Below are 16,113 nucleotides of genomic sequence, written 5' to 3'. Positions count from 1 at the left end.
ATAGAAGACACGCTGCCTAAAGAAAATTGAAAGGCCAGCAGTGTAAATACTGCCAATGCCTTGTAAGTGTTCGGTTATCGGGTTGATTTCTGCCCAAACCAGAAGTTCTGTTCTGGCCCTGATTTCCCCAAAAGAGCCCTAAAACCAAAACCCTTTCCTGCTGAAACCAGCGCCTAACCCTTCATGGCCAATACAAGTGTAGCGGTGATGTTGTAGCGGTTCGCTGGCAGCACTAAAATCCACTAGGTGCTAGAACACTTGCTTTTTTCTGTTCAGGCGGTCTTTTGAGAAGGCTAAGAGATGGTTGTGTTCACCTCAGGGATAGATCATCAGGAAAATGAAGGCGAATAGATTGACCAGTAGAACCACCCCGTACACAATGTTTGACTTCCCGCTGCTTAATGACAGCATCACGATAAACACTGACAACCCTAACAGAACAATAGATTTAATGTCTAGCCCCAGAAGAATGGGCATGTCTATCATGATACAGGCTACGGCAACACAAGGAATGGTTAACCCAATGCTTGCCAAAGCCGAACCCAGAGACAAGTTTATACTGGTTTGTAGTCTGTTTTTTCTGGCAGCTATGATGGCGGCAATTGCTTCGGGCAGTAAAATGATGGCCGCGATGATGACGCCCACCAGTGTTTTCGGCAGGCTGTAATTGACAATGATGCTTTCAATAGTTGGCGTAAGAGTTTTTGCCAGTAATACCACAATCCCTAGGCTTACAATAAGGCAAACAAGGCTTATGATAAAGTCCCGGTTATTGATCACGATGGGCTCCACTGCTTCTTCATTCTCATCGTCTCCTACTGTTAGAAAATATTGCCGGTACCTTCTTGTCTGCGCGAACAGGAAGGAAGAATAAATAATCAGGCAGGCAACGGAGGCAAAAACAAGCTGGGGGGTAGAATAATAAGACCCTCGGACACTCTCTGTGAACGTAGGGAAGACGAGGGTGAATACGATAATGGAGACCAGGGAGACCAAGGCAATGGTGACGGACGAAGCCGAGAAATTCTGTTCATAATGTTTCAGCCCGCCTATAAAAAGACACAGGCCAATGATGCCGTTGAGAATAAGCATGGTTGCCGCATAAACCGTATCCCGGGCCAGGGAAGCAGCCGCTGCGCCTTCAGACATCATCAACGATACAACAATAGAAACCTCAATCACGGTGATGGAGATAGCTAGGATAATGGTCCCGAAAGGTTCCCCTACTCTCTCTGCGATGACCTCAGAATGATGCACCGCTGACATCACACTAAGGATAAGCAGCACGCTGGCCACAATCTGAAAGAAGCTGCTGTCATAAACCAGGCCTGTAAAAAAGAGAACCCAGGCTAGTACCGGAATGATGATCGTCCACTGTAGTAATCGTCTCATTTTCTGATTTTAGATGATTAATAAGCTACTTGTTTTCAATTCTTTTTACGCCCTCCAGCACCAAATAACACTTTTATTATCAATAATTTACCTTTAAATGAAATAACCAGGCACGCAACAGCGACTAATCCTAAAAAGAAGAAATAAACCTTAGGCATACCAAATCTTATACTCAGATGAAAAGGAATCTCATAAGCACCTCGCCCCGCCTCCTCCTCTTCTCGGCTTTGATTTCTTTCCTGGCTTTTCCCTCCTGCTCAGATGATGAGGAACAAGACGCCCGCCCCAGTATTGCCGGCTTCTACCAATTTGTATCGGTTACATCGGCAACCGCGGTTGACCTGAACAAAGACGGAGTAGCCTCCACCAACTTAATGCAAGAGATAGAGGACTATGACTTTAACTACCCGTTTGCCAAGCTGGAATTAAGGCCTACCAAGTACAACACGGAAAACCATAAGCTCCTTGACATCTCCTTTCCCCATCCTAATCTCACCCCTTATACTGATATAAACTCTCAGGCGATTGTTTTACACACGACCAACTCCCTTAACGGAACCGGCTACACGTATACCTATGATGAAAAAACAAAAGCCATAGGGATTGTGCGGCCCGCCAACCATGCGCAGACCGAAGCCGAATGGGGCAGACTAAACAGCCTCACCGTTCTGGGCACAAACCAATTAACCGCCAAGGTCACCAAAGACTACTATGATTTTCAGATAAACGGCTGGCGAGAATTGAACATCACGGTAGTGTACGAGAAAGTGGAATAAAGAAACTGATTTGCCATATTGTACCTGAGCGCGGGCTCCCGGTTTCTGCCGAGGTGTTTTTTGCCTGTTTTCCCTAAAATAGGGGTAAAACGCCCTGAACGGATCTCTTAAGAGTGGTTTCTTCCACACAGTGCCTTATGCTCTACAACGTCTCTATGGAAATCTCTACTTTTCGCGTGAAAGGACTCTTTAAGCATGCCACCCACTATTTTTCCTGCACCATCTTGGGCTTTCTGGTGATGGCAATGATGCTGCAAAGCTGTGTATTCGTAGGCATTGGGAAAAACCCGAAGTGGAAAACAGCGGCCAGCACGAAAGCACCCATCGCTCCGGAGCAGGAAGCCACCAGAAAACCCGAGATGCACGTAGAGGTTCTTAGAAACCAACGTATGGTGCCCCTGCCTTTTCTGGTGCTGGCGATAAACAAGAAGCACTATGCCCTCCACTTCTGGGTTAAGCCGAACACAGGTCATACTCTTAACCTGGATTCCATCACCTACCGGTTGTTTGATCCGGGCAAGAACCTCATAGGGCAGGGAAGCCACCGGTTGGATAACTATCCCAAAGAAATAAAACCCGCACACCGGCTTCAATACCAAAACGCTGGCCACACCAATTACCACTTGTCCATTGACAAAGCCCTGAAGGAAGATCTTTCAGTACTGGTGGCACTTCACTACAAAGACAGCACCGGCAAAGCTGTGTCTGAAGCCTATCAGCAGGCCTTACGGGTAGAGGTTTCCAAGCGGGTGAATGTGCACATGATGGGAAACTAGAACGGCCTTTTGTGGTCTCCGGAAAGCGGTTTTCCTCTATATTCTTTTACTTAAACCCTGGTTATGAGCGTAAAACCTACCTTTCTCGCATTCTGCTGCTATTTCTGGTTTTCGCTGTTTACGCAGGCGCAAACCATTACCCGGTTAGACAAAAGCACCATCACCGCCAAGGCACTGCATGCCAAAATTCAGCAGCTCATGCAGGCGGCACAGGTACAGGGATTGGCAGTGGCTGTGTTCAACCAAAACAAAGCGGTGTTCCAAAAGACCTTTGGGTACAAGAATGCCGTGACCAAAGAACCCCTGAAACCCACGACCAATATCTACGGAGCCTCGTTAAGCAAAGCCGTGTTTGCCGTGCTGGTGATGCAACTGGTGGAGGAAGGAAAACTGGACCTGGACAAATCCCTGCAAAGCTACCTACCCAAGCCCATCTATGAGTACGCACCCCTAACCAAATGGCAGGACCACTACCAAGACCTGAAACAAGACACGCTCTACCAGAAAATCACCGCCCGCATGTGCCTGGCCCATACCTCGGGCTTTCCTAACTGGCGCTGGGACCTACCCGATGAAAAACTGCGGGTTTTGTTTAAGCCGGGCAGTCAGTACGGCTACTCCGGCGAAGGCATGGTGTACCTACAGACCGTGCTGGAAAAGATGCTGGGCATGCCGCTGGAACAAATGATGAAGGAACGAATTTTCGGGCCGATGGGCATGGTGAACTCCTCCTATACCTGGCAGCCCCGGTTTGAGCACGACTACAGCCTGGGCCACCGGAGCAATGGAACGCTGTACGAGAAAGACAAAGACAACGAGGCCCGCTCTGCCAGCACCCTGGAAACCAACCTTCAGGATTATACCCTCTTCATGGAGGCCGTGCTGCAGAACCGCCTCCTGAAACCGGCCACCACCAAGGCCATGTTCTCGCCCCAGATCAGAATTAGAACGAAGCAACAGCATGGCCCATTGCGGTTTCAGGAGACCGCAGACAATGACGGCATCAACTTAAGTTACGGCCTGGGCTGGGTTTTGCTGAAATCACCTTACGGCACGGGCGCGTTCAAAGAAGGACACGGCGACGGCTTCCAACATTATTCCATCCTGTTTCCTGAGACCGGCACCGGCATCCTGCTCATGAGCAACAGCGACAACGCCGAAAGTATCTTCAAGGAACTGCTGGCTTTCGCCATAGGCGATACCTACACGCCCTGGTACTGGGAGAACTATCTTCCCTACAACCAGAAAAAGGCCGACAAATAGCCTTTTGCCCAATTCTTTCAAGAGGAAAGGTTTTAGCCCTATTTTCAGGAAATCGCCTCTAAAACGGGTAACCACTCCAAAAGGCAACCGATAGCAGATTCTGTCGCAAAACGCCCCTTTAATGTCGTGTTTGCACCCTCTTGCGGGCGCGGGAAAAGAGTATGTTTGTATTCGTCATACCCTAATCAGTAACCGTTATGAAAGAGGAAAAAAACTATCAGCAGAAAATCACGCCGTTCCTGTGGTTCAATGACAATGCCGAAGAGGCCATGAACTTTTACACCTCAGTGTTCCAGAATTCCAGCATTAAGTTCATCTCGCGCTACGGAGACGCTGGTCCGGGTCCCAAGGGAGCCGTGATGACGGGCAGCTTTATTCTGGACGGACAGGAATTCATGGCGCTCAACGGTGGGCCGGCGTACACGTTCACGCCCGCCATCTCGCTTTTCGTGAACTGTGACACGCAGCAGGAAGTAGACTATTTCTGGGAAAAACTTTCTGAGGGTGGCTCTACGAACCGCTGCGGCTGGCTCCAGGATAGATTTGGGGTGTCGTGGCAAATCATCCCTACCATTCTGGGCGAGTTGCTGCACGGGCAACGTGCTGACAAATCGGGGCGGGTGATGCAGGCCATGCTCCAGATGGAGAAGATAGACATTGCCACGCTCCAGCGGGCGTTTGACGAAGCCGTAACCGTTTGATTTTCATCCTTCCCGGTCAAACCTTTGAAGCCCAGGCTTGTTCCTGGTAGGCGCTTCAGGGGTTCTTCTGCGCCGGGAAAGCACCGCCCACCGGGAAGCAGGGTGCTAAAAAATGCATCTGACAATGCTGGAAATAGTATCTTCCCCCATGAATTCGCGCAAGGAGTTTTTCCAGCTTATCTGGGCGGCCGTGAAAGGCCAGGAACAGGACTACACCCGCCTGGGTCTGAAGAAGTCTATCCTGCTGCTGGCCACGCCCATGATCCTGGAGATGCTCATGGAGTCTTTGTTTGCGGTGGTAGACATTTTCCTGGTAGGCAGGCTGGGTCCGTATGCCCTGGCCACCGTGGGCCTTACCGAGTCTATCCTGATGATTGTGTACTCCGTGGGCATGGGCCTGAGTATGGCGGGTACAGCCATGGTTGCGCGCCGGGTTGGGGAAAAGAACTATGCCAAGGCAGGCACCATCACGTACCAGTTGCTGGTAACCGGGGGGGTTCTGGCGCTGCTCACCAGTGCCGTTACGTTTGCCTTTGCCCCGGAAATCCTTCAACTGATGGGCGCCGATGCAGAGGTGATTACCAAAGGCGTGGGTTATACGCGCATCATCTTCGGGAGCAACCTTATCATCATCCTGCTGTTCCTTATCAACGGGGCTTTTAGAGGGGCCGGTTTGCCGCACCTGCCCATGCGCACGCTGTGGCTGGCCAACGGCGCAAATATTCTGCTGGCGCCGCTTTTCATCTTCGGGTTAGGGCCTGTTCCGGCGATGGGACTGGAAGGGGCGGCCTGGGCCACCAGCATCAGCCGGGGGATTGGGGTTTTGTACCAGTTGTACCATTTGCTCAACGGAAAGCACCTGCTCAAGATCACCCGCGACAACCTGGAACTGAGTTATAAAGTCATCCTCCGGATTCTGAAAGTATCGGTGGGGGGAATGGGCCAGTTCCTTATTGAATCGGCTAGCTGGATTTTCCTGACCCGCATTGTGGCCGAGTTCGGGAGCAATGCCATTGCGGGGTATACCATTGCCTTCCGGGTGATCATGTTCACGCTGCTGCCTGCCTGGGGTCTGTCTTCGGCAGCGACCACCTTGGTGGGCCAGAACCTGGGAGCCGGGAAACCCCGTCGGGCCGAGCTCTCCGTTTGGCTCACGGCGCGCTACAACATGATCTTCCTGGGGCTGGTGACGGCGGGTTTCTTTTTCTTCGGTGATCACCTGGCGGGTCTTTTCACCCAGGTACCCGAAGTGATTTCCATTGCCTCCTCGGGGCTTAAGATCATTACCTTAGGCTACATCTTTTTTGGTCTGGGCATGGTGATGGTGCAGGCCTTCAACGGCGCCGGCGATACCAGAACCCCCGCGTTCATTAACATTCTGGTGCTCTGGCTTTTCGAGGTCCCGCTGGCGTATCTGCTGGCCATTTACCTGGGCTATGCGCAAACCGGCATCTTTGTGACCATCGCGTTCTGCCACTCCCTGCACGCGCTCATCAGTTGGTGGCTCTTCCGGAGAGGCCGTTGGAAAACGGTGCAGGTGTAAAGTTGAAAACCCTTCTATATTTTCCGCTTTAAGGCTGTTTTTCGGAAAAGAGCCTTAAAGCTTTCCAGAAGGATTTGGCGATAACTTGCAAGGTACTTCGTATTTCCGATATTGGTAACAACCCTCACCTTTAGAGCCCACCAGCTGCATGAAAGAATTTGCCTTACTTTTCAGAATGGACATCACCTCAGAAGATGCACAGCCTTCTCCTGAGGTGATGCAGATCTATATGGCGCAATGGAGCACCTGGGTAAGTAAACTGTCTAACCAAGAGCTACTGGCACCCGGCGGAAACCATTTATCCCGGGAAGGCAAGGTACTCAGGCCAAATAACGAAGTCACGGATGGTCCTTATGTAGCACAGCGGCAATCCGTGGCCGGGTACCTTCTGGTGTTTGCCCAGGATCTGGAAGCGGCTTGTGTTCTGGCAGGTGAATGCCCTATATTACAAGGCGAAAACACCAGCATAGAGGTGCGCGAGATTGCCATACCCGGAAATCTTTAAGGCCCTCATGCGAAGCCTCCTTCTCCCTATACTTCTTGTTTTAAGCTCTTTTTGTGTTTATGGACAGAAAACGCCTCCTCTGAAGGTCAGCGCAGACAAGCGGTACTTGGAAACCCAAACGGACAAGCCGTTCTTTTGGCTTGGTGACACTGCCTGGGAGTTGATCCATCGGCTAAACCGAGAGGAAACGGATCTTTACCTTAAAGACCGAGCCAGCAAAGGCTTTACCGTCATCCAGACGGTGGTTCTGGCAGAGCTGGATGGCTTGAAAACTCCCAACGCGTACGGACACCTTCCCCTATACAACCAAGACCCTACGCAACTGAATGAAAAATACTTTGAACACGTAGATTACGTGCTCAAGCGGGCCGAGAAGTTGGGGCTTTACATTGGCTTGCTTCCTACCTGGGGCGATAAATTCCACAAAGCGTGGGGCGTGGGTCCTGAAATTTTCACGCCTGACAATGCAAGACAGTTCGGCCAGCTTTTGGCAAAAAGATACGCAAAACACCCCAACCTTATCTGGATTCTGGGCGGCGACCGCTGGCCCGAAAACGAGGAAGACAAGCAGATCATCCGAGCCATGGCTCGGGGCATTAGGAGCGTGGACCAGCAGCACCTCATCACCTTCCACCCCAGCGGCGAGAAGAAAGCCACTGATTTCTTCAATGAAGACTGGCTGGACCTGGACATGTTCCAGGCGGGGCACAGCCGGCAGAGCTATGATTTCAAGTATGTGCGAGACAGCCGGAAAGCAACCCCAACCCGGCCCGTGATCAACGGCGAACCCCGCTACGAAGACCACCCCGACCGCTTCAAGCCTGAGGAGTTTGGCTGGCTGGATGCCTCTGATGTTCGTTCCTCTGCCTATTGGACCATGCTCTCCGGAGCGGCAGGCTATACCTACGGCGCGCACGGTATCTGGCAGATGTACCAGGTCAACCGAAGCCCCGTCAGTTGGGCCAGAACCAACTGGAAAGCGTCTCTAGATCTCCCCGGCGCAACCCACCTCCTGCACCTGAAAAAGCTGCTCTCTTCTTTTCCGTGGCAGCAACTACGCAACGACCAAGCTTTGATTTTGAATGATAATCCCATTGGAGAAGCGCACCAGGTAGCAGCTATGGGCGAGCAGAAAGATTTCCTGCTGGCCTACACGCCCATGGGTAAGGCTTTGAAGCTGGATCTTTCTAAACTGGCAGAAAACAAATGGGAGGCGTACTGGTTTAACCCTAGAGATGGGCAGTGGAAGAAGATAGGAGAATACAACCGCACCGATCAACCCACCTTTACCCCCTGGTCTGCAGGCAGAGGAAGCGACTTCGTTTTAGTACTTCTGCCGGTAAACTCGCCCCACCAACTCCCCCGGTAAGAACCATGCCCCCTGCCAGACGCTTTTTGTCTGAACCTCCCCCGCCAAGTACGCTTCTAGAGTACCACTTACCGAGGTTACATCATGGACAAAAAGCTTTTAACACTGGCGTTTCTGTTCTGCTATTGTTGGGGATTACATGCCCAACCGGCTCCTCCTGCAAAAGAGATCCGACAGGTTGAAAACAACCTGATTCCGTTTGTGCCGGTCAACGGCTTTCCGGGGTGGAACATCCATGAACGGATGAAGTACTACCGCGTGCCCGGCCTCAGCATTGCGGTGATCAAAGACTTCAAAATTGCCTGGGCGAAAGGCTACGGCTTAGCTGATACGCTCAAGAAAACGCCCGTCACTACCCAAACCATGTTCTCGGCAGGTTCCATCAGCAAGCTGGTGATGGCGGCCGCGGCCTTGCGCCTGGTGCAGGACGGCAAACTATCGCTGGATGCGCCCATTAACCAGTATCTCACCTCCTGGAAAATTCCGGAGAACGACTTCACCCGCAAAACCCCCATCACGTTCAGGATGCTGCTGAGCCATACGGGGGGCACCACCCCATCTTCTTACTTCGGGTTTACGCCAGACAAGAAACCGCTGCCCACCATCGTGGATATTCTGAGCGGAACGGCCGTGGCCGAGAGCAGACCTGTGGTGGTGAACAGTGAACCAGTTAAGGAATTCCGCTACTCTGGAGGAGGCAGCATGATCGCGCAGTTGGCCTTGATGGATGTGGCTAAGATGGATTTCGCGCCTTTGGTGAAAAAGACGGTGTTTGACCCGCTAGGCATGCAGAATTCCACTTTCGCGCAACCACTGCCATCTGAATTTGCCGCCAAAGCCGCTTGGGCGTATTCGGCAGCGCCTTGGTTTAAAGGCATGCCGTACGTGTATCCTCAACAGCCTGCCGCTGGGTTATATTCCACTCCCACTGATTTAGCCAAATTCTTCCTCGACCTCCAGAACGCATACCGCGGGAAAGGAAAGATTCTGCAACAGGCGCTGGCCCAACAGATGTCCACACCGCAGGTGACAGTGTCCGAAGGGTTTTATAAGGAACAGATGGGCCTCGGTCCGTTCCTGCTGCAGCGCACCGACAACCAGGAAAACAAGGGCATCTACTTTGAGTTTACCGGAGTTAACGCCGGGTTCCTAGCCTATGGCATCGCGAACTTAACCGAAGGCTACGGCGCAATCATCATGCTCAACTCCGGCGATGATGTGAACGGGTTGGGCAAAGAAATAAGACGAGCTGTGGCGAAGACCTACGGTTGGCACAACTTTCTTCCCGAGGCAATTACGCCGCTCTCTTTAAGCCCAACCGAGTTGGACCAGTTCACCGGCCGCTACCGACGCGGCCCCGATGAAGTGGTGTATCTGCGCCGGGAGAAGAACTACCTGGTAGAAAACGTCAATGATGGGCCAGACATTTACACCTTCCCGATTGCCAAAGACACCCTCGTTTTCACCGATTTCAACATCAAAGGATTTGTGCGCCGCGATGCGCAAGGCAAGGTTATTTCCCTGCAAACTGCCTGGCAAGACAAACCCATGCCGCGCATGCGAGACGATGAATTCACCCCTAGCGAACTCCTGAAAGCACAACGGTTTACCGAAGCCAAAGAGGGTTTCCGGCAGTTGAAAATGAATGAATCCCAACTCACGTATCTGGCCTACGAACTGTTAAATAAGCCTACACCAGCTTTAGCGGCGGCCAAAGCCATTCTGGAAGTAGCGCTGGAACAACACCCCACCTCGGCAATGGTGCAGGCCCGTTTCGGAGACTATTTCGCTAAAATGAACGATAAACCCAACGCCATCCGCTCCTACACCAAAGCCCTGGAACTGGACCCTTCTGATCTCCAAGCCAAAGAGAAACTGAGCCAGCTGAAGCAAGAACCATAAATTCTAAAATGCCAAGCTGCCCGCCCATTTAGAAATTAACCTCCTTAGAACAATCGCCCAAAACCATGAACCGAATCTACCTTAGCCTGCTTCTCACATTGTCTGCGCACCTGTGCTTTGCTCAGGTAGACACGGCGCGGATTCGGGAGATCATCCAGAAACAGGCTGCCCAGCAGCGCTTCTCGGGCACCATTCTGCTGGCGGATCAGGGCAGAATCGTGCATCAATCCTCTTACGGGTTGACAGACCAAGCTACTCAGGCACGCATAGACCACCAGACCAAATTTGGCATTGCATCTATCACCAAAATGCTCACGGCCATTGTCATTCTGCAGTTAGTGGAGGAAGGCAAACTATCGCTCCAGGACCGGGTGAGCGAACTCTTGCCCACGTTCAAGTTCCCACACCAGGACAAGCTCACCGTGCACCATTTGCTGCTGCATATTTCGGGACTTCTCCGCGAAGAAGACTCCCTGTATGATGCACCTCTCACACCCCAGGCCTTTACTCAGAAGGTATTAGCCACAGGAGCCAATTCCGGGAAGTTTGATCAGTTCCACTACAACAACCTGGATTATGTGCTACTGGGTTTGATCATAGAAGCCAAGACCGGCACCACCTGGCAAGCAGCAATCAAAACTCGAATCATAGATAAGCTCCCGATGACCAACACCGGTTTTCTGGCGAAAGGGAAATACCCCACCAATTTTGTCCTGCCTTACTCCGTAACCAAAAACGGCAACCTGGCCCGGGACTCTGATCTTTACTTGGAAAATTACTACGCCGCGGGGTGCATGTACTCCAACGCCGCAGACTTGTTCCTGCTAGACAAAGCGCTGTATGGAAACACTCTGCTCAGCGAGAAAAGCAAAGCCCTGCTCTACACCTCCTACCCCCAATACAACTACACCGGGTATAGCGGCTGGACGTACCAGTACCCCTTCGCGGATACCAAGCCTTTGATAATGGAACGAAGAGGCGGCATTCTAGGCTCCAACTCGGCGCTGGTGAGAATGCTGGACCTCAACAAGACCATCATCATCTTGAGCAACACAGATCAATTCAACCCAGATTCTTACGGCGACAAGGAAAACCTGCGGGAAGCCCTGCTGATGGAATTAGGCAAAGCACCCCGCTAACTGGTGCTCAGAAGCAGGCAAAATCTTCCTTCGGTTTAAAGCTTAAAATCAAGAAACCACCTATAAACCATTTCCTATATGAAAGCTATTTATGTCACCTTGGTCGCACTTCTAGGCATGATGTCCTGTGCTGGTCTCAACTCCACTACCTACATACAACCTAATAACAGCTTTGTCTTAGGCAACAATGAACACGGGGGCTTCAAGGTCAATCTGCAGAATGCCTCCAACACCAACCTTTCCATTCACCAGGCACCTGTCAACGGCGGCAAGCATTCTACCTTGAATGTGAAACCCAATCAAAGGGCTAGCCTCAAAGTGGACAAAAACACCGCGGTGGTCATCAGCAATGCCTCTAATGACACGGCCGCCGTGAACCTGAAAGTAACCGGTGATCTGGGCCTCTCCATGGGGTATAAAAAACAGTAATCCTTAATAGACGCTACTGTTTTGTTTCAGGGCTGTTTTTAGTAAAACAGCCCTGAAACAAGCATCTGAAAGGGAGGCTTTTTCAGGAAGCATTGGTAACTTGTAAAGAGCTTCAATCATTCAACTTAACCCTATTTCCATGACCAAGGCCACCCCTACCTCCATTGACCACTACATCGCTGGTTTTCCGGAAGAAACGCAAAAGTTACTGGAGCAAATCAGGGCGATGGTGAAAGAAATTTCGCCGGAAGCAGAAGAGACCATCAGTTACGCCATTCCCACGTTCAAGCTCGCGAACCGGCCTCTGGTGTACTTCGCCGCATTCAAACACCACATCGGGTTTTACCCAGCCCCGGTAGAAAACCCCGCCTTCAAAGAAGCGTTTGCAGGGTACAAAACCGGCAAAGGTACCGTTCAGCTTCCCCTGAACAAACCGCTGCCTCTAGAGCTGATCACCAGCATTGTGGAATTCAGGAAGAGCGAAATCGTGGAGAAGAAAGCCGATCTAAAGAAGTCCACCTGAACCTGCCGCAACGGCCACTTTTATTTTTAAAACCTCTCCTGTCACCTCGCCGTGTAGGCTTTCCTGACACTTCTTCCGCTAAATTCCTTTGTTTGGATACAACCTAAAGAGATTGGGCTACTTTCCAGCCTAGGCGTTTTCTCACCTTTGTCTTACTCAAAGAAGAAATTCATTTAAAAGGTAAAAAATGGAAAGCTTACGAAAAACGAATTTAGGAAGCCAAGGCTTGGTAGTGCCGGTGCTAGGGCTGGGCTGCATGGGCATGAGCAAGATTGCCGGCGCTGATATATACGGCGCTGCCGATGAAGCAGAATCTATCAAAACCATTCACCGGTCGCTGGAACTGGGCGGAAATTTCCTGGATACCGCCGATCTGTACGGCCCATTGGAGAACGAACGGCTGATTGCCCGGGCCATCAAAGGAAACCGGACCCAGTACATCATCGCAACCAAGTTTGGGTTTGAGATTGACGACCAGGGACAAATGACCTGGCAGATCAACGGCCGCCCTGACTACGTGCGGAAAGCGGTGGAACGCTCCCTTCAGAACCTGGGTACTGATTACATAGACCTGTATTACCTCCATCGCCTGGACCCCCAAACTCCCATCGAGGACACCGTAGGCGCCATGGCCAATTTGGTGAAGGAAGGCAAGGTTGGCTACATCGGGCTTTCCGAGGTTTCCTCTCAGACCATCAGGAAAGCGCACGCCGTGCACCCGTTAACCGCCGTGCAGACCGAGTACTCGCTGTTTGAGCGGGATGTGGAGGAAGCCGGTATTCTGGAAACGCTGGCGGAGTTGGGCATCGGGTTTGTGCCGTACTCACCTTTGGGCCGAGGCTTCATTTCTGGTGACATCAAAAGCCCGGATGATTTCCCCGCCGATGATTTCAGGAGAAGCATGCCGCGTTTTCAGGGCGAGCAGTTTTACAGGAACATTGAGCTGGTGCAGGCCATCAAAACACTGGCCGATGAAAAAGAGATCACGTCTGCCCAACTGGCGCTGGCCTGGATTCTGTCCAAAGGTTTTGTGCCCATTCCGGGGACCAAACGGGTGAAGTATCTGGAGGAAAACATCGCGGCCACGCACCTCACCTTAACGCCCCAAGACATGGCCCGGCTGGAGGAAATTGTTCCGCTGGGGACTTCCACCGGGGCGCGTTATGATGCCGTTTCCATGAGCATGATCAACAGCTAAAAACAAGACGGTACGGGAAGCATATCCAAAAACTTCCCGTACCTTTTCTTCCTAATTCTCTGGCGTATGAAAAAGCAAACCAGTAGCCCGTATACCATCCGCTCCATCTCTGAACTGCACCGGTTGTTGGGTATTCCCCAGCCAGAACATCCTCTAGTGAGCATGATCAACCTAAGCGATCTGAGGGAGGCCTGCAAGATCATGCTGGGCAGCTTTGTGTATAATTTTTACTCCGTCTGCATTAAGAAAGACTTCCAGGGAAAACTGAAATACGGACAGAACTACTATGATTTTGATGAAGGCGTGATGACGTTCTTCTCGCCCGGACAGGTCATCTCCACCGATGCCTCGGATGAAATCTCGCTCTCTGGCTGGTGGCTGGTTTTCCACCCCGATTTTATCCAGAGCTATCCGCTAGGGAAGAAAATAAAAGAGTACGGGTTCTTTTCGTATGCCGTGAACGAGGCGCTGCACCTGTCAGAAAAAGAGGAGGCGGTGCTGGAGAACATCAAGAATAACATTGCGCAGGAATACACCTCGGCCATTGATAGCTTCAGCCAGGATGTGATGGTGTCGCACATGGAAGTGCTGCTCAATTACGCCAATCGGTTTTATAACCGCCAGTTCCTTACCCGCAAAAACACCCACCATGATTTGTTGGCGAAACTGGAAACGGTGCTGAACGAGTATTTCCAGAGCGGCCAGGTGCAGGAGAATGGGCTACCCACGGTGCACTATGTCTCCGAGAAACTGAACCTCTCGCCCAATTACCTCAGCGACATGCTGCGCAGCCTCACCGGGCAAAGCACGCAGCAGCACATCCAGCACAAACTGATTGAGAAAGCCAAGGAAAGCCTCAGTACCACGTCTTTGACAGTAAGCGAGATTGCCTACCAATTGGGCTTTGAATATCCGCAGTCGTTCAGCAAACTGTTCAAGAGCAAAACCAACCTGTCGCCGCTGGAGTTTAGGCACTCTTTTAACTAAACCGGGTCTAAAACGGGATTTCCGATATCCTGAAATGACTTTTTCCCTCGCCAGTTCGGTATCATTAGTTATGGAATATCCTCCTAAATTGGGACCACTATGGGACCAATAAAAGTAAACAGAACTTTAGAAGAAGAAATCCGCCAGGTTCTATTTTTACATAAATTGATCAGGGGATTTGAGCTAAAAGGTATAAAAAAGAATTTTATCACGCTTCTTGTACTTACTGCAATTTTAATTGGGTTTTCTTTCTTTTCGGATCTCGATTTCTTGATAGGATTCTATATAGTCATGCTAGGAACTTGGTTAATTTTCCTAACCAGGTTCTTATTAAAGATGAAGAGTTTTCATGTAAAGAAAGAATCGTTGAAAAAGACATCTGAGGAAAAGTTTAACCCGGACGAAGACTATTTTTTAGAGTTCAATGAGGAGTTCGTAAAATTTACAACTGACAAAACAAGTACAGAACTCAAATGGGGCTATTTTAGAGCTTATTTGGCAGAGGTAGATACTATCTATCTGTTGATGGAACAAGTTAATGCAACCTGGTCTTTTTCAAAGGATGAAATAGGAGTAGACGCTCTTTCAGATCTAAAACGGATTGCTAAAGAAAAACTCCCTTATCTGCAATACTGAAAATAATAGTGCCCCTAAAACGCCAAGGAATCAGGCGGCTGATCTCTTGGGCAAACAACAGTTCTTGTACTTCTGCCCGCTTCGGCAGGGACAAGGTTCATTGCGGCCCAACCGCTTTCCGTAAGGGTTAAGCAGTTCCCGGAAATTGATTCCGAAACGGCGTTTGGGGTTCTGGCGGAAGATGCGGGTGAGCATGGCGTACAGCCGCGGGTGCTTCTCGGCCATCTGGCCCGGTTTCTCAAAGAAGTACTCCGTGGAAACGGCGAAGAACTCGGCCTCGTTGGTAGCCGCGTACGGATTGATGTCTGATTCTCCCTTCTTGATTTCCTTGATTTTACGGTCTACCAGTTCCTGCCAGGGCAAAACCATCTCCTCGGGAAGATAAGCGCCGGGCGTGCCGTTGATTTCGCCATCGGCCTGGTCCAGCATGTGCGCGAACTCATGGATGCCCACGTTCTGGCGGTCGGCCATGTCGTTGAAGCCGCGTTCCAGGGCGGGTTTGGAGAGGGTCACATAATGGTCGTTCTGGAAGGGGTTCACGCGGCCCAGCACCTCTGAGACGGCCTCGCTGTCTTCGTCTTTGAACCGCTGCAAACTACCGGGGAACACCAGCACCTCACCCAGGTTCGTGTACTCCCAATCCTGCAACCCGAAGGTGGGGATGATGGCACTGGCGGCCACCAACACTTTGGTGGTATCATCAATGACGGTCTCAATGCCTGTGATGCGTTTCTCAGACAGGAACAACTGCACCATCTTCTCGAAGCGGTTCTTTTCCTCGTCGGTTTTCAGGGTGTGGTAGAAGCCTACGCGGTCGGTAAGAATCCTGCGCCATTCGGCCGGAAACTCCTGCGCCATCACTTTCTTCCGCCGGCGGGTCTTGCGGGTGGCCCATCGGTAAAAGACCACGCACACCACCAGTACCACTCCTATAAATGCTATCATTCCCATAGGCCTACCAACGGGAAACTGGA

Annotated in this window: 16 protein-coding genes; 14 read left to right on the top strand and 2 right to left on the bottom strand. The window is 51.1% G+C overall.

All coding sequences use genetic code 11. The annotated features are described in order from the left end of the window. Positions 1-315: 315 nt before the first annotated feature. Positions 316-1,392 (bottom strand): calcium:proton antiporter, encoded by a 1,077-nt coding sequence (locus EFB08_RS08705; RefSeq protein ID WP_123126558.1) that lies wholly within the window; start codon positions 1,390-1,392, stop codon positions 316-318. A gap of 176 nt (positions 1,393-1,568) precedes the next feature. On the opposite strand from EFB08_RS08705, the gene EFB08_RS08700 reads away from it, so the two are divergent. The 14 genes from EFB08_RS08700 (at position 1,569) to EFB08_RS08635 (ending at position 15,139) form a co-directional block, all read left to right on the top strand. After that, entirely contained in the window at positions 1,569-2,168 is a 600-nt protein-coding gene (locus tag EFB08_RS08700; protein ID WP_123126557.1) for a hypothetical protein, read from the top strand. Positions 2,169-2,323: 155 nt separating this feature from the next. Beyond that, positions 2,324-2,944, top strand: a complete 621-nt coding sequence (locus EFB08_RS08695; RefSeq protein WP_165864840.1) for a hypothetical protein — start codon at positions 2,324-2,326, stop codon at positions 2,942-2,944. A 63-nt stretch (positions 2,945-3,007) separates the two neighbouring features. Next, the gene (locus EFB08_RS08690; protein WP_123126555.1) at positions 3,008-4,207 is read left to right on the top strand and encodes a serine hydrolase domain-containing protein; all 1,200 of its coding nucleotides are present in this window, start codon (positions 3,008-3,010) and stop codon (positions 4,205-4,207) included. Positions 4,208-4,404: 197 nt separating this feature from the next. Further along, positions 4,405-4,908 (top strand): VOC family protein, encoded by a 504-nt coding sequence (locus EFB08_RS08685; protein ID WP_123126554.1) that lies wholly within the window; start codon positions 4,405-4,407, stop codon positions 4,906-4,908. 124 nt (positions 4,909-5,032) lie between these two features. Continuing rightward, on the top strand, positions 5,033-6,451 hold the full coding sequence (locus EFB08_RS08680) for an MATE family efflux transporter (protein ID WP_227006271.1): 1,419 nt from the start codon (positions 5,033-5,035) through the stop codon (positions 6,449-6,451). A gap of 148 nt (positions 6,452-6,599) precedes the next feature. Then, a complete protein-coding gene (locus EFB08_RS08675) occupies positions 6,600-6,956 on the top strand; it encodes a YciI family protein (protein WP_123126553.1) in 357 nt (118 codons plus the stop codon). Between the two features lie 7 nt (positions 6,957-6,963). Next, positions 6,964-8,325, top strand: a complete 1,362-nt coding sequence (locus EFB08_RS08670; RefSeq protein WP_123126737.1) for a glycoside hydrolase family 140 protein — start codon at positions 6,964-6,966, stop codon at positions 8,323-8,325. Between the two features lie 84 nt (positions 8,326-8,409). Beyond that, positions 8,410-10,227 (top strand): serine hydrolase domain-containing protein, encoded by a 1,818-nt coding sequence (locus tag EFB08_RS08665; RefSeq protein WP_123126552.1) that lies wholly within the window; start codon positions 8,410-8,412, stop codon positions 10,225-10,227. A gap of 65 nt (positions 10,228-10,292) precedes the next feature. Continuing rightward, on the top strand, positions 10,293-11,366 hold the full coding sequence (locus EFB08_RS08660) for a serine hydrolase domain-containing protein (protein WP_123126551.1): 1,074 nt from the start codon (positions 10,293-10,295) through the stop codon (positions 11,364-11,366). Positions 11,367-11,444: 78 nt separating this feature from the next. After that, entirely contained in the window at positions 11,445-11,795 is a 351-nt protein-coding gene (locus tag EFB08_RS08655) for a hypothetical protein (RefSeq protein ID WP_123126550.1), read from the top strand. A 139-nt stretch (positions 11,796-11,934) separates the two neighbouring features. Beyond that, positions 11,935-12,318: an iron chaperone gene (locus tag EFB08_RS08650; RefSeq protein ID WP_123126549.1), complete on the top strand. Its 384-nt coding sequence runs from the start codon at positions 11,935-11,937 to the stop codon at positions 12,316-12,318. Between the two features lie 187 nt (positions 12,319-12,505). Next, positions 12,506-13,516, top strand: a complete 1,011-nt coding sequence (locus EFB08_RS08645) for an aldo/keto reductase (RefSeq protein WP_123126548.1) — start codon at positions 12,506-12,508, stop codon at positions 13,514-13,516. A 66-nt stretch (positions 13,517-13,582) separates the two neighbouring features. Next, positions 13,583-14,503, top strand: a complete 921-nt coding sequence (locus EFB08_RS08640) for a helix-turn-helix domain-containing protein (protein ID WP_123126547.1) — start codon at positions 13,583-13,585, stop codon at positions 14,501-14,503. A 99-nt stretch (positions 14,504-14,602) separates the two neighbouring features. Next, positions 14,603-15,139: a hypothetical protein gene (locus tag EFB08_RS08635; RefSeq protein ID WP_123126546.1), complete on the top strand. Its 537-nt coding sequence runs from the start codon at positions 14,603-14,605 to the stop codon at positions 15,137-15,139. Positions 15,140-15,169: 30 nt separating this feature from the next. On the opposite strand, the gene EFB08_RS08630 is transcribed toward EFB08_RS08635, so the two are convergent. Then, entirely contained in the window at positions 15,170-16,084 is a 915-nt protein-coding gene (locus tag EFB08_RS08630) for a zinc-dependent peptidase (RefSeq protein ID WP_227006270.1), read from the bottom strand. Positions 16,085-16,113: the final 29 nt, after the last annotated feature.

Origin of the sequence: Rufibacter latericius (assembly GCF_003721515.1) — a bacterium.
Taxonomy (GTDB): Bacteria; Bacteroidota; Bacteroidia; order Cytophagales; family Hymenobacteraceae; genus Nibribacter; species Nibribacter latericius.
This window is presented reverse-complemented; position numbering and strand designations above follow the sequence as displayed.